The sequence below is a fragment of the Rufibacter aurantiacus genome, from assembly GCF_017916345.1.
Taxonomy (GTDB): domain Bacteria; phylum Bacteroidota; class Bacteroidia; order Cytophagales; family Hymenobacteraceae; genus Nibribacter; species Nibribacter roseolus.
The window spans coordinates 1,278,535-1,293,427 of sequence record NZ_JAFMSV010000001.1 but is presented as its reverse complement, the minus strand read 5'-3'; the positions used below and the strand labels follow the sequence as shown (position 1 = coordinate 1,293,427).

The window sequence follows — 14,893 nt, the reverse complement described above, 5'->3', positions numbered from 1 at the left end:
GTTCCATTTACGTTTTAACAAATGCAAGAATTTATTTTGCCGGCAAACAACGCTGAGATGACCTGGGTGTGTTTGCTGATTCCGCTCCTGCCGCTAATCGGGTTCCTGATTAACGGTTTGGGTAACCGGAAATTGCCGAAAGGGCTGGCGGGACTGGTGGGTTGTGCCACCGTCATAGGTTCATTCCTGCTGTCACTTTACCTGTTTTTCGGGTTTGAAGGCTACGGCAACCGTCCGTACACCACAGACATCTTCAACTGGATTCACGTGGGTGCCCTGCGCATTCCATTTTCCTTCCAGATTGACCAGTTATCGCTCATCATGCTGCTGTTGGTAACGGGCGTGGGTTCAGTGATTCACATTTACTCGGCGGGCTACATGAGCCATGACGAGAACTTCGGTAAATTCTTCTCTTTCCTGAACCTGTTCGTGTTCTCCATGCTCCTGCTGGTGATGGGGTCTAACTACGTGATGATGTTCGTGGGTTGGGAAGGCGTAGGGCTTTGCTCGTACCTGCTCATCGGGTTCTGGAACAAGGTCACTCCGTACAACAATGCCGCGAAGAAAGCATTCATCATCAACCGCATCGGGGACTTAGGTTTCTTACTAGGTATCTTCCTTATTTTCCAGACCTACGGCAGCGTAGTGTATGGCGAAGTATTCAACCAAGCTTCTCAACTGAGCGAGGTGAACGACGGCGTGGTGGTTGCCATTACCCTGTTGCTGTTTGTGGGCGCGATGGGTAAATCAGCGCAGTTGCCGCTCTACACCTGGCTGCCAGACGCGATGGCCGGTCCAACTCCAGTATCTGCCCTTATCCACGCCGCTACCATGGTGACCGCTGGTATTTACATGGTCATCCGTTCCAACGTGTTGTACACGCTGGCTCCAGATACTTTGGAGATTGTGGCCATCATTGGTTTGGCTACCGCGTTGTTCGCCGCTACCATCGGTCTTTTCCAAAACGACATCAAAAAAGTATTGGCTTACTCTACGGTGAGCCAGTTAGGCTATATGTTCCTGGCCTTGGGCGTGATGGCGTACTCATCTTCGCTGTTCCACGTATTAACGCACGCGTTCTTCAAAGCCCTTCTTTTCTTGGGTGCGGGTAGCGTGATTCACGCCATGAGCGGCGAGCAGGATTTACGTAAAATGGGTGGTCTGAAAAAAGCTTTACCAATTACGTTTATCACCTTCTTAATCGGAACACTGGCCATTTCCGGTATTCCGCCGTTTGCCGGTTTCTTCTCTAAAGACGAGCTGCTGGCGCACGTGTTTGTGCACAGCAAAGTGATGTGGGCGTTCGGTCTGTTGACCTCGTTCATGACGGCTTTCTACATGTTCCGTTTGCTGTACCTGGCGTTCTACGGAAACTTCCGGGGCACCGAGGAGCAGCGCCACCACCTGCACGAGTCCCCTGCCGTGATGACCATTCCGTTGATTATTCTGGCCATTCTTTCTACCATTGGTGGGTTCATGGGTTTACCGCCTGTTTTCAGCGAAAATCACTCATTGGGTAACTTCCTGTCGCCGGTGTATGAGCTGGCCAGAAGAGCCGTTCCTAGTGCTTTTGCTGAGAATCACCTGTCGCATGAGCTAGAATACACCTTGATGGCCGTATCTGTAGCCGTGGCTGTGGTTGCTATCATCCTAGCGTACTTCATCTACGGTAAGAAAAGAACCGTTCCCGCCGAGGAAGGTGCTGCCTTGTCGCCGCTGCACAAACTGGTGTACAACAAATACTACGTGGATGAACTCTACAACGGTCTGTTTGTGAAACCAGTGATGGGCTTGTCTACCGGGCTGTACCGCTTCGTGGAGAAAGGCATCATTGACCCGATTGTGAACGGGTTCGGGAAAGCCACGTTAGGCGGAGGTCGTTCGCTGCGCTTTGTGCAGAGCGGCGCCACCGGGTCTTACCTGCTCCTGATGGTGCTGGGCATCGCGTTAATCTTATTGCTGAACTTTATTATCTGATACTGCCAAACATGTTAACCGCTTTAATAATCTTATGGCCTGCGTTGGCCGCACTGCTGGTACTGTTGGTAAAAGGAGACGGCGCCCGGAAAATCGCTTTCGGGGCTGCTTTGGTGGAACTGGTGCTGGGTGTATGGGCCTGGATTAACTTCGTGCCTAACGGAAGTACCCAATTCCTGCTCAATGAACCCTGGATTGCCAATGCCGGCATCATGTTCAAAGTTGGCATTGACGGCATCAGCTTACTCATGGTGCTTTTGACCGTGTTCCTGATTCCGTTGATTATTTTGTCTACGGCCAAGCACACCTACGAGAAGCCTTCTTCTTTCTACGCGCTCATCCTGTTCATGCAAACGGGTTTATTGGGCGTTTTCACCGCGCTGGATGCGTTTGTGTTCTACTTCTTCTGGGAGGTAGCGCTTATTCCTATTTACTTCATCGCTGGTATGTGGGGCGGGGAGAATCGCGTGCGGGTTACCTTCAAGTTCTTTATCTACACCGTTTTCGGTTCTTTGTTCATGCTGGCTGCGTTTGTGTATCTGTATTTCCAGACGCCGGGCACGCACAGCTCTGAGGAAGTAGCTTTCTACCAATTAGTGCTGGATGCTGGTACCCAAAGCTGGTTGTTCTGGTTCCTGTTCATCGCCTTCGCCATTAAGATGCCGGTGTTCCCGTTCCATACCTGGCAGCCCGATACTTACACCACGGCTCCGGCCGCCGGTACCATGCTTTTATCTGGTATCATGCTGAAAATGGGTATCTACGGTGCCTTGCGCTGGTTACTGCCAGTGGTTCCATTAGGTGTTAGCCAATGGGCGAACGTAGTATTGGTGTTAGCCATCATCGGGATTATCTACGGCGCCATCATCGCCATCCGTCAGCAGGACATGAAACGTCTGGTGGCGTTCTCCTCTATCTCGCACGTTGGTTTGATTGCCGCTGGTTTGTTCACCCTGAACCACCACGGTTTACAGGGTGCCATGATTCAGATGCTGAGCCACGGCGTGAACGTGGTGGGTATGTTCTTCATCATTGACATTATCCAGAGCCGCACCGGTACCCGCGAGATTGCCGCTATGGGAGGTATCACGCAGAACACGCCGTTCTTGTCGGTGACGTTCCTGGTGCTATTGTTAGGTACCGTAGCGCTTCCGTTGACCAACGGGTTTGTGGGCGAGTTCTTGTTGCTGATGGGCGTGTACCAATACAATGCTTGGATGGGCGCTGTTGCCGGATTGACCATCATTTTAGGAGCCGTATATATGCTGCGGATGTTCCAACGCGTGATGTTTGGCGAGAAAAACGAAATCACCCAAGGCTTCATCGATTTGACCTTCAACGAGAAAGCCGTGTTGGTGCCGTTGGTAGTGATGGTGTTCTGGATTGGCTTGCACCCGAACACGTTCTTAATGATTTCTGAGCCTGCCGTTCTGAAACTACTGGACGTGATTAAACGCTAACCCTGACGCTTTTTAAAAAACCAGGAGAAATTACCTGCTCATGACCTCAATCATTCTACTCTCCATATTCGGTATCCTGAACCTCTTTGTAGGGTTCATGAAATCTAAAAAGGCGCTTATGCCTGTGGTGCTGCTGTTTTTGGCAGTGACTCTGGGCGCGACCATGTTTGACTGGAACCAGCCGCAAAGCTATTTCAGCAACATGCTCTCCACCGACAACTTCTCGGTGGGCTTTACCGCGGTGATGGTGGTGTCTACCTTATTCATTCTGCCGTTCTCCCGCAGCTACGTGGTTGCTGAGAACTCTAACCTAGCGGAATATTACTCGCTGTTGCTGTTCTCTCTGGTGGGCGGCATCATGATGGTGTCATATGAAAACCTGCTGATTCTGTTTGTGGGCATCGAGATTATGTCTATCAGCATGTACATCATTGCCGGTTCTGACAAACGCAACATTCTGTCCAATGAGGCTTCCATGAAGTACTTCCTGATGGGCTCGTTCTTTACCGGCATCATCTTATTCGGGATTGCTTTGTTGTACGGCGCTACTGGTGCTTTCTACCTGACGGACATTGCCGCTGCTGCTACCAACATGGACCCCGCCACGTCGCCTTTGCTGCTGATGGGCTTATTGCTGGTGTTGATAGGTGTAACCTTCAAAATAGGAGCCGCGCCTTTCCACTTCTGGACCCCAGACGTGTACGAAGGAACACCAACCGTTTTCACCAGCTACATGTCTACCGTGGTAAAGACGGCGGGTATTGCCGCTTTCTACAAACTGATGTCGGCGGCCTTCGGAGGGGTGTACGACCAGTGGTTCCCGACCGTAGTAGCCATCACCGTTCTGACCTTGCTCATCGGAAACATAGGGGCAGTTGCGCAGAACAGCATGAAACGGATGCTGGCCTACTCCAGTATCTCGCACGCCGGTTACCTGATGATTGCCTTGACTTCTTTCAACGACCGCTCAGAGAACGCCATTCTGTTCTATTCGCTTGCGTATGCTGTGGCCACCATCGCTGCCTTTGGCGTGTTGAAGTACGTGTCTGATGAGCGTGGTTCAGATGAGTATTCTGCTTTCAATGGTTTAGGCAAAACGAATCCGCTGCTTGCGTTTGTGATGACCGTTGCCATGTTATCCTTAGCAGGTATTCCGTTAACCGGTGGTTTCTTCGGAAAGCTGTTCCTGTTCTCGGCTGCTTTGGAGCAAGACATGGTTTGGCTGATTATCGTAGCCGTGCTGATGTCTGCGGTAGGTATCTACTACTACTTCAGAGTCATTATCGCCATGTACATGAGAGACGCAGAAGGAACGCGCATTGCCGTTGACCCTTTGGCTACCTTCACCTTGATTTCTCTAGTGGTGTTGACCGTGCTGATGGGCGTTGTACCCGGCTTGTTCAATAACCTGCTTTAAGAGATTTAAGGTTTTCGTGTAAAACAGAAGAGGCACCCTTGGGTGCCTCTTCTGTTTTATAGCCGGTTTTGATGTAGCCCAGCTTCAAGATGGCTAGTACAATGTATTATAGTTTACCTTCTAGGTATCACAAAAGAAAACGCAATACCTACGGCATTTGCTGAGTAGGATTGGTTTGAATTGTTTTTGTACGTCATCGCCGTATAGGTGATGCCCACGGGGCCATAGGCTACTTCAAATGTAGGACCAGTGGCACCTTTGAATTCAATGTCTTCACCAATGCCATCGGCCTTGAAGTTGATGCCTTGGTGAGTTGCTAAACCTGCGCCTAAACGAATTTTGTTTGTAGCCATCCAATTAGCTGTTACATGAATGGGGAATCTGGTTAGCCTGATGTGCGCATTGTCTGCTTGGGTGGTAACGTACTTGAAGCCCACAGTGGTCCTCAGAAGCAGCCTTTCTACTTTAGGAACCTGGAACTCACCTCCAACGGCCACCGAAATACCCTGGCCTGCATGCACAGATTGATCATCTCCGTTTGTGAAATAGACTTGGGCTACTTTATCACCGCCAAATTCAAAGGCGCCGCCTAGCAAAAGCCGGACAGGTTGGTAAGGCAGTTTGAGCTGTTCTCCCTCTTGGGCAAAGGAATATTGCAGAGAGGCAAAAAGTAAAAGAAAGAGTACGGAAAAGTGTTTCATGTAGTAATGAAGGTTATAAAGTTGAACAGAAAACGATTAAGACTAAATGGAAAACCGTAAGGCCTGAGGGGGAAGGAATGAGGCCGGATACTTCTCTTAAGGGAAGAAAAACCTTCAAATATCAGATTAGGAAGGAACAATAGCAATACAGTTCTAAGCTTTGTTGAAGCTTTCAGGCTTGTTCATTTGCTGCGGGCCAACTGATTGTGAGTTGGAAAACTCTTCTGGATTTTTGGAAAGCACTTAGAGTTGCAGATCCTGGACTCCTTCAGCAATGGGATAGCTGTTTTGGGGGTTTATTCTTAGTAACAGGTCAAAAACAGAGAGGTGTAGTTCTCTAGGTGGCCAGCTGCAATAGAGTACCTGAGCAATGATATAATTGATTCTATACCATTCCCCTGGAGCATAATAGTTTTATGAAAACAGTAGGCGGCAAAGTTGCTGTTAATCTTTTTCAAAGTACAGAGACCACAGCTCTTCTATTGGCACATCCTTTCTGCTTACCTGTTAATGTCTTTTCCTTCTGAGGTCCAGAGGTACGGAAAGCAATGTATGCCTCGGTCTCCAGCAAGCTGCTTTACATCTGCTTCCCAGCCTTTCCAACGCATGCCCTCGTAAAAGCCTTCTAAGTTGGCGGAGAAGCAAAATTGAAGGAATTCTGAATAGCCCAGTTCCGTGGGTTCCCATTGCAGGTTGTCTGGGGAAAAGTAAAAAATCTTTCCTATTTGCGTTTCGTTGATTGCACCTGCATTGATGGCAAAGAATCCACCCAACGCATCGTCTGCCACCAGTAAGAACGAGGGTTGTTCACCGTCCTGCAAGTAAGATTTTCCTTTGTTCCAAGCCATGAGGCTACGGGACAGACGAGGCGAGCCAGAGCCCAAAATTCTAATCCAACCGTTGTCTATCAAGATACCGCCCGTTTCATAGATCACCGCACCCATGGGAGAACGGGTAGTCACTTGTGCCTGCAACAAAGCGGCATCGGCATTAGATTGCGTCTTGGGGAGAATCTCTATTTTGTTCTTCGCATCCTTCATCCAGGTAGTGATTAATTCCCAGCCTGGTTCTTTGGTGTTGATGAGTTCTTGCAGAGAGCGTTTAGGAGTTGTTTGGCTCATGCCTTGAAAACAAATAACAGATAATAGGACTAGGAGAGAATATTTCATGGCATTAAGAGCTGAGAAGGGAAGGTACCAAAAAAGTGTGTTTTAGGTCTGTTTACCAGAAATCAGACCTAAAACACACTTACAAACTCATCAGCTCCTTGAACACCTGCGTCTGCCGGCGCGACACTTCCACTTCCTCGCCGCCTTTTAACTGAATCTTAATGCTGCCGCTGAACCATGGATTAATCTGCTCAATGAAATTGACGTTGATAATCTGCTGGCGGTTCGCCCGGAAGAAGACCTTAGGGTCCAGACGGCTTTCCAGGTAGTTAAGGGTCTTGAGAATGCAGGGGCGCTCGTTCTCGAAGTACAGAAAGGCGTAATTGCCGTTAGACTCCATCATGCGTACCTGTTTCAGGGCTACAAACCAGCAGCGCTCTCCGTCTTTGACAAACACCCGGTCTTCTTCCCTCAGCAGGGAAGTAGGGGCGGCGGGTTTGGATGACTCGAACTTTGCCATGGCTTTCTCCACGGCCTGGCGCAGGCGGCTTTCCTCAATGGGTTTCATGAGGTAATCCAGCGCATTCCGCTCGAATGCTTTGAGGGCGTATTGGTCATAGGCGGTGGTGAAGATAACCTGCGGCGTGTACTCCAATGCTTCCAGCAGTTCAAAGCCGTTTTTATGGGGTAAGTGAATATCCAGGAACAGTAAATCGGGCCGAAGGGCCTCAATCAATTCAATGCCTTCTTCGGTGTTTTCGGCTTCACCCACTAGTTCCAGGGCAGGGAATTTGGCTAAGAGGTGCTTCAGTTCCAGGCGCGCCAGCCGGGAGTCTTCAACGATGCAGATTTTCATAGTCTTTCCAGGGAAGGGTAAGCGTGGCAGTCACGCTGTTGTCGCTTGTTTGAGAAAGGTTAAAGGTGCCCGGTTGGTCTAAGGAATGCGCCACGCGCTCCAAAAGACGCTGCAGGCCAATGCCTGTAGAAGCCGAGGACGCGTCCAGGATGCCGGTATTCTCTACCTGTACCCGTAAATGGCCATTCTTTCGGTGAAGGGAAAGCTGAATCTTTCCGCCTTTGGCTTGGGTCCCGATGCCGTGTTTAATGGCGTTCTCCACCAGCAATTGGATGCCCAACGGCGGAATAGCCGCGTTCTTAACCGATGCCTCCACTTGCGAGGAGAAATGGAGCTTGTCTTCAAAGTGAATCTTCTCCAGCGCTACGTAATGGTCCAGAAAACCCAACTCCTCGGCCACGCTCACCAGATTATTCCGGTTGTAGCCAATTACGTAGCGCATCATGGCCGAAAGGCGGGTAATCATCTCCCGCGCCTTGGTCTGGTCCACCAGCACTAGGGACCGGATGTTGTTAAGGCTGTTAAACAGGAAGTGCGGATTCAGCTGCGACCGGATGGCTTGTAATTCAGCCTCCTTCAAAGACAGTTGCAGTTTCCAAGCTTCCACTTCCTTCTCCTTCCAGCGCTGAATGGCCTGGAACGCAAAGTAAATGGTAGACCAGAAACTAAGAATCACAAGACCGTTCGCCGAGTACATGACCAGATACCCAAAGCTGAATTCCTTTAGTGTGAACATGCCAATGCTCAGCATGAAAAGGCAGACCAGCAACTGGCACGTAATTGACGCCACCGCATTGTAGGCCAACACCAGCAAGACCATTTTGCCTAGAGGAAGCTCCAACCAGCGATGCTTGCGATGTAAGTGCCGTTGCAGGTGCGTGGTGCCGAAGAACATGGCGGTGCCCACAAACTGCACGGCGTACATGCCCGCTTGCTTTTTAAAGAACAGGAAGCTCATCAGGAGCCCTATAAACAGGTAGCAGGTCCAACCAATTGCTTGGCAGACCCAATACCATTTTTGCTGACGTGAGGCGGTCATTAACGAGGTGTTCTTTAGTTCTTCAGGAAAGCGTCCATCTGCGCGAACATCCAGGTGGGCTCATCATACATGATGAAGTGCTTGGCGGTATCGGCTACTTTCACTTGGGCGCTAGGCAATTTAGCAAATTGTGCCTTATACATATTGGTGGTGATGTCTTTGGTGACGCCGTAATTTTTGTATCCGGCCCAGGCACCCAACACCAACACCGGTGCTTTGATGGCGGCAACGTCTTGGCGCAGGTCAGAGAGGTACATTTCGTACATGGCCTGGCCAGTAGTGTTGTAATCAGATTTTCTGCCCCATTCAATAATCTTCTTGATGTGCGCCGAGTCGGTGGCCATGGAAATGCCGTAGCTGGCTTCCTGCTGCTGTTGCGCAGCGGGGTTCGGCTTCGCCATCGCCTTGCGGAACTGGTCGGCCATTGGTTTGATGGTTTCTACCGTGGCGGTAGGATTCTGAACAGCCCCAATGAAAGGCAAGCCGTCTACCACCACCGTCTTCCCGAATAACTCAGGGGCTTTCACGTTCAGGGCCAGGGCCATGTAACCGCCCAAGCTATGCCCCACCAGTACCGGCTTTTTCAGCTTGTTTTCCTGCACATATGCGATAATCTCGTCACGTACACTGTTCAGAAAATGTTCTGTTTTCACGGCCGGCTGCCCCGCGAAACCTGGCAAGGTCAAGACATAGCAGGTGTAGTTTTTCTGGTAGTGCGCCACCGTCTCGTCCCACACTTCCCCCGCCGAGTTCAAACCCGGAATCAAAATCATAGCAGGTCCTTTACCGGATTTCACAACTTTGAACGATGGCGCTTTGGCCTGCACCTGAATGGCAAGGAACAAGAATAGAACGAGAATAGAAGTAATTTTTGCTTTCATGGCTTTATGAGGTTTAGTTGTTTCCGTGTTTGATTGAAACAAAGGTGCAGCATGAAAGCTTGTGTGCGAAGTGAAAAATGATGAGCGGTAAAAGGCCGGGGTGAACGGCGGAAAAGATTAGAAAAGCGCTTTAGGGCTGTTTTGCTGAAAAAAGACCAAAAACAGAAATGTAGCGTCGTTACCCTGTAACGACGTGTCTCTATGAAACAAAGGCAGCCTTATCAAGAGAAATACCTCCATCCAAGGAATACCTGAAAAGAAAGGTTCTCTTCAGTTGAGACGTTCTCGCTTCGTAGAACCACGTCGTTACAGGGTAACGACGCTACATTTCTGACCTCTTTTCCGAAAAACAGCCCTAAAACGAAAAAGCCGGTGAGGTCATGGAGACCTCACCGGCTTTCTATAGCAATCAACAATAAACAATCAGCAATTACTTCACGCGGGTGTCAATCTGTAACTCATCCAGCTGCGCTTGCGCAATAGGCGAAGGAGCGTCAATCATCACATCACGGCCAGAGTTGTTTTTAGGGAACGCGATGAAATCCCGAATAGAATCAGCACCACCGAACAGAGAGCACAGACGGTCAAACCCGAAGGCGATACCACCATGCGGAGGTGCGCCGTACTCAAAAGCATCTAACAGGAACCCGAACTGAGCCTGCGCTTCCTCAGTGGTGAAACCTAGCAAATCAAACATGCGGGATTGCACGGCACGGTCATGGATACGGATAGAGCCGCCGCCCACTTCCACGCCATTGATGACCATGTCATAGGCATTGGCGCGTACGGCACCCGGGTTGGTGTCAATCAGGTCCATGTCCTCTGGCTTGGGTGAGGTGAACGGGTGGTGCATGGCGTGGTAACGGTTGCTTTCCTCGTCCCACTCCAGCAGCGGGAAATCCAGCACCCATAGCGTGGAGAACGTGTCTTTGTCGCGCATGCCCATGCGGGTACCCATCTCCAAACGCAGCTCGTTCAAGGCTTTGCGGGTTTTATCAGCTCCGCCAGCTAAGATTAAGAGCAAGTCGCCGGGTTGGGCGTTGAAGGCTTGGGCCCATTGCTGTAAATCCTCGGGTGAGTAGAATTTATCCACGCTAGATTTCACGCTACCGTCTTCCTGCACGCGGGCGTACACCAGACCAGTAGCACCTACCTGCGGACGCTTAACAAAATCAGTCAGTTCATCAATTTGCTTGCGGGTGTAGAAAGCACTGCCGCTGGCGTTGATACCTACTACCAACTCAGCGTCGTCAAATACTTTGAAGCCTTTGTTTTTCACCACATCGCTTAGCTCCACAAACTGCATCCCGAAACGGGTGTCTGGTTTGTCTGAACCGTACAGACGCATGGCATCAGCGTAGGTCATGCGCGGGAAGTCTGCCAGTTCTATTCCCTTCACGGTACGGAACAGGTGCTTTACCAAACCTTCAAAGGTGTTCAGGATGTCTTCCTGGGTCACGAAGGAAAGTTCGCAGTCAATCTGGGTGAACTCGGGCTGACGGTCGGCGCGCAGGTCTTCGTCTCTAAAGCATTTCACAATCTGGAAATACTTATCAAAACCAGATACCATTAAAAGCTGCTTGAACGTCTGCGGGCTCTGCGGCAAGGCGTAGAACTCACCGGGGTTCATGCGGCTGGGAACTACAAAGTCACGGGCTCCTTCGGGTGTGGACTTGATGAGCACTGGGGTCTCTACCTCAATGAAGTCTTGGCTATCCAAGTAGGAGCGAACCTGTTGCGCCATGCGGTGACGCAGTTCCAGGCTCTTGCGTACCGGCGAGCGGCGCAAGTCCAGGTAGCGGTACTTCATGCGCAGGTCATCGCCGCCGTCGGTCTCGTCCTCAATCAGGAACGGAGGCAGTTTGGCGGGGTTCAGGACCTCCAGCGCGGTTACTTTTATCTCAATGTCGCCGGTGGCGATTTTGTCGTTTTTAGACACGCGCTCTATGACGGTGCCAGTGGCTTTCACCACGAACTCACGACCCAAGGTACGGGCAGTGGTGAGAACATGTGCATCAGAAACACCTTCCTCCAGGCTCAGCTGCGTGATGCCGTAGCGGTCGCGCAGGTCAACCCAAAGCATGCCGCCTTTGTCGCGTGATTTCTGTACCCAACCGGTCAGGGTCACTTCCTGACCAACATTCTCGAGGCGCAATTCGCCGCAGGTGTGTGAACGAAGCATTGTATCTGTTCTTTAGAAACTAAGCCCCAAAGGTAACGATTGTTTCATTAGTTGCCGAAACCCGTTTCAGGCCTGTTTTCAAGAATTAACCAGGAAAATGGCGGCAGGCTATCAAGTCTTCTTTTAAGCTTCCCTTAACCAAAAATGCAATAATCAGTAAGGCGCTTTCCCTTTTCAGAAGGAGAGAAAATCCTTGACCAACTTTTCATAGGCTTTTTCGTCGGCAAATCTAAGTGTCCAAAATCGAATATTACTGTTCGGGATCGGACAATGCTAGAGTTAGGTTTGGTTTGTAAGGTATTGTAAATCAATAATATAATAATTTGGCATTGCTCTTGTCTTAGGTGTTGGCGAAGGCAGACTCCTTCCGGAAACAGTCTATCTGATTACTAGCCATTTTTTGAGAAACACACCCAAACCTTATGCACACCAAGAAATTTACTCTACTCTTAACTTTCTGGCTTTTATGCCTCGCCCCGCTGACTTGGGCGCAGGAAAACTCTTTTGACCTGAAAGGTGTGGTGAAAGGCGCTAAAGGCGAGCCTTTGCTGGCCGCCAACCTGCAGTTGGTGAAAGACTCCAGCCAGGTGCTGGTGAAGGTAGAGGTGAGCGGTCAGGACGGGTCTTTCCTGTTCAGCGGCATTCCGGCGGGCAAATACAAGCTCATGGTGCTGCATTATGACTACGCCCTGTACACCTCGGGGGCTATTCAACTGCAGAAGAACACTGATCTGGGGGTAATTTCCTTGGCCGAGCGGGCAGTGGCCTTGAAAGAGGTGAAAATTGAGGCGCAGAAGCCTTTTGTGGAGCAGCACTTTGACAAAACGGTGCTCAACGTGGAAAACAGCATTTCCTCGGCGGGAAGTAACGTGCTGGAGGTACTGGAGAAAGCGCCCGGCGTGCGGGTAGACCAGAACGATAACATCAGCATGCGGGGCCGCTCTGGCGTGATGGTGATGATCAACGGCAAGCGGGTGCCTATGTCCGGCACGGAGCTGGCTACCATGCTGCGGGGCTTGAACGCCAACGAGGTGGCCAAGATTGACCTCATCACCAACCCCTCGGCGAAATACGATGCGGCCGGAAACGCCGGGATCATTGACATCAAACTGAAGAAAGATGAGCGGGTGGGCACCAACGGCAGCATCACCTCGTCTTTCGGACAGGGGCAACGCTTCAAGTCCAACCAGGGCCTGCAGCTAAACCACCGCACCGGAAAAGTAAACGTGTTTGGCTCCTACAACTACGTGCACCGCAAGGATTTCAGTAAGCTGGATATCTACCGGGAGTTCTTCTCCTTGAATGAAGCCCGTAACCTGCAGGGGATCAATGATCAGAAGAACCATTTCTCGCACCAGATTAACTCGCACAACGGGCGTGTGGGATTTGACTGGAATGTGACCCCCAAAACTATTGTGGGTTTGGTAGCCAACGGGGTTTTCTTGGATATAAACCGAGCCACCGCCAATACCTCCCAGTTCTTTGACCGCAACCGGCAGTATGATAAATACACCACTACCAACGCCATCAGTGGGACCAACCGGAATTCACAGGCCCTTAACTTCAACCTGAAGCATACCATAGACACCACCGGCAAAGAAATCAGTGCTGATGTAGACTACGCAGCCTTCCAATCCGGAGACATCCAGGACTTTACCACCCGGTATTTTGACACCGAGAAGCCCATGCCGGACTCTCTCCTGTACGGTGATCTGGACGGGAAACTCACCATCAAATCGGTGAAGGTAGATTATTCCCAGCCCTTGAAACCCATGGGCGCAAACCTGGAAGCCGGGCTCAAAAGCAGTTTGGTGGACGCCGACAATGACCTGCGTTTCTATGACCGCACCAGAGGCCGCAATACCCTGGACACCAACCGGAGCAACCACTTCATCTACCGCGAGAATATCAACGCGGCGTACCTGAACGTGAACAAGAAATGGTCTAAAGCCAGCCTGCAGTTAGGGTTGCGGGTAGAGAACACCATTGCCAAAGGCGAGCAGGTAGCGGAGTACGCCGAAGTGGAAGGAGAGCGGTCGTTTGACCGGAACTACACCCAGCTTTTCCCCAGTGCTTTCTTAGGATATACGCTGAACAAAACGCATGACCTGGGACTCTCCGTAAGCCGCCGCATTGACCGGCCTACCTATAACCAGTTGAACCCTTTTGTGTACTTCATTGACCCCAGCACCAAATCGGCGGGTAACCCGTTTCTGTTGCCGCAAACCACGTACGCCTTTGAATTTACCCACACCTTGAAAGAGAAGTACGTGACCAAGCTCAGCTACAGCCGCACCACTGACAATATCATTTCGGTGCTGTCTCCGGAGCCTCGTCCGGTGCCAGACCCCAATCCAAACCAGATTCCGGTGGTAATTCAGCAGGACCGTAACCTTGCCAGGTTCCACTACTATGGGGCCAGTTTCTCGGTGCCGGTTTCCGTGGCGCGCTGGTTCACCAGTACCAACAACATTGAGGCGTACTATGGGCTCTACCAAGGCAACCTTGCCAATACCGCACTCAGAAACGGCCGGCCTACTTTCTCCATCAACTCCACCAACTCTTTCCAGCTGCCCAAGAACTGGTCAGCGGAGTTGATTGGGGTGTACCGGAGCCGTGAGATCTACGCTTTCCTGGACATTCAGCCCGTGCGGTTCCTGACCCTGGGCGTGCAGAAACAGTTCCTAGATAAAAAGGCCAACGTGAAACTGAACGTCACCGATGTCTTCTACTCAAACAAGATAAGAGCCACCACCGCTTTGACTGGATATTATGAGAAGTTCTATCAGCGCCGAGATACCCGGGTAGCCACCCTCAGTTTCACCTATAGATTTGGCGGTACCCAAGTGGTCCCCGCCCGCCGCCGCACCGGTGGTGCCGAGGATGAGAAACGCCGCGCTGGGTAAGCGCTTTGTTAATAAATACATTTTGAAACAGCCCTAAAACACCTGCGTTTTAGGGCTGTTTTTTTGTTTAAAGCCGCTAAACAGATGAGAGAATATGAGAAGCCGAAAAAGCTTGTTTGATCCTGAAAAGTAGCTTTATAAGAGCCCTAAATCTTGAGAAATACTGAATAGGATATATCCTTTTTTATATTGAAGACTACTTAAAACTGAGAATAAGGTTTTAGTATAAAAGAGGAACTTATTGTAATGTTTAAAGAAGTGTTTTGAGGCTTGGGAAAACCATCTTAACTAGCTTAAGAATAAGTGAAATAAAGTAGCTAAGGTGCAAAATTGAACTTATTCAATGGTAAAATCTGATTTGCTTC

The 14,893-nt window shown here is 50.4% G+C and carries 10 protein-coding genes; 4 read left to right on the top strand and 6 right to left on the bottom strand.

All coding sequences use genetic code 11. The features are described 5' to 3' along the window. Nucleotides 1-21: 21 nt before the first annotated feature. Genes nuoL through J3P34_RS05260 form a run of 3 tightly spaced genes read left to right on the top strand, consistent with a single transcriptional unit; the run spans nt 22 to nt 4,854 of the window. On the top strand, nt 22-1,977 hold the full coding sequence (nuoL, locus tag J3P34_RS05270; protein WP_210486794.1) for an NADH-quinone oxidoreductase subunit L: 1,956 nt from the start codon (nt 22-24) through the stop codon (nt 1,975-1,977). Nucleotides 1,978-1,988: 11 nt separating this feature from the next. Beyond that, nucleotides 1,989-3,437 (top strand): complex I subunit 4 family protein, encoded by a 1,449-nt coding sequence (locus J3P34_RS05265; RefSeq protein ID WP_210486793.1) that lies wholly within the window; start codon nt 1,989-1,991, stop codon nt 3,435-3,437. 40 nt (nt 3,438-3,477) lie between these two features. Beyond that, nucleotides 3,478-4,854 (top strand): NADH-quinone oxidoreductase subunit N, encoded by a 1,377-nt coding sequence (locus tag J3P34_RS05260; RefSeq protein WP_210486791.1) that lies wholly within the window; start codon nt 3,478-3,480, stop codon nt 4,852-4,854. A gap of 113 nt (nt 4,855-4,967) precedes the next feature. On the opposite strand, the gene J3P34_RS05255 is transcribed toward J3P34_RS05260, so the two are convergent. From J3P34_RS05255 to aspS, 6 genes are all read right to left on the bottom strand, one after another. Continuing rightward, the gene (locus J3P34_RS05255) at nt 4,968-5,555 is read right to left on the bottom strand and encodes a hypothetical protein (protein WP_210486790.1); all 588 of its coding nucleotides are present in this window, start codon (nt 5,553-5,555) and stop codon (nt 4,968-4,970) included. A gap of 500 nt (nt 5,556-6,055) precedes the next feature. Then, a complete protein-coding gene (locus tag J3P34_RS05250) occupies nt 6,056-6,676 on the bottom strand; it encodes a DUF2625 domain-containing protein (protein ID WP_210486789.1) in 621 nt (206 codons plus the stop codon). 127 nt (nt 6,677-6,803) lie between these two features. Continuing rightward, a complete protein-coding gene (locus J3P34_RS05245; RefSeq protein WP_210486788.1) occupies nt 6,804-7,520 on the bottom strand; it encodes a LytR/AlgR family response regulator transcription factor in 717 nt (238 codons plus the stop codon). After that, nucleotides 7,501-8,559 carry a sensor histidine kinase gene (locus tag J3P34_RS05240; protein WP_210486787.1) on the bottom strand — a complete coding sequence of 353 codons (1,059 nt, stop codon included), beginning with the start codon at nt 8,557-8,559 and terminating at the stop codon, nt 7,501-7,503. The genes J3P34_RS05245 and J3P34_RS05240 overlap by 20 nt, the downstream gene beginning before the upstream one ends. 14 nt (nt 8,560-8,573) lie before the next feature. Then, a complete protein-coding gene (locus tag J3P34_RS05235) occupies nt 8,574-9,440 on the bottom strand; it encodes an alpha/beta fold hydrolase (protein WP_210486786.1) in 867 nt (288 codons plus the stop codon). Nucleotides 9,441-9,870: 430 nt separating this feature from the next. Beyond that, nucleotides 9,871-11,622 carry an aspartate--tRNA ligase gene (gene aspS / locus J3P34_RS05230; RefSeq protein ID WP_210486784.1) on the bottom strand — a complete coding sequence of 584 codons (1,752 nt, stop codon included), beginning with the start codon at nt 11,620-11,622 and terminating at the stop codon, nt 9,871-9,873. Nucleotides 11,623-12,044: 422 nt separating this feature from the next. Here aspS and J3P34_RS05225 point away from each other — a divergent pair, with 422 nt between their 5' ends. Further along, on the top strand, nt 12,045-14,528 hold the full coding sequence (locus J3P34_RS05225) for a TonB-dependent receptor (protein ID WP_210486783.1): 2,484 nt from the start codon (nt 12,045-12,047) through the stop codon (nt 14,526-14,528). Nucleotides 14,529-14,893 lie beyond the last annotated feature (365 nt).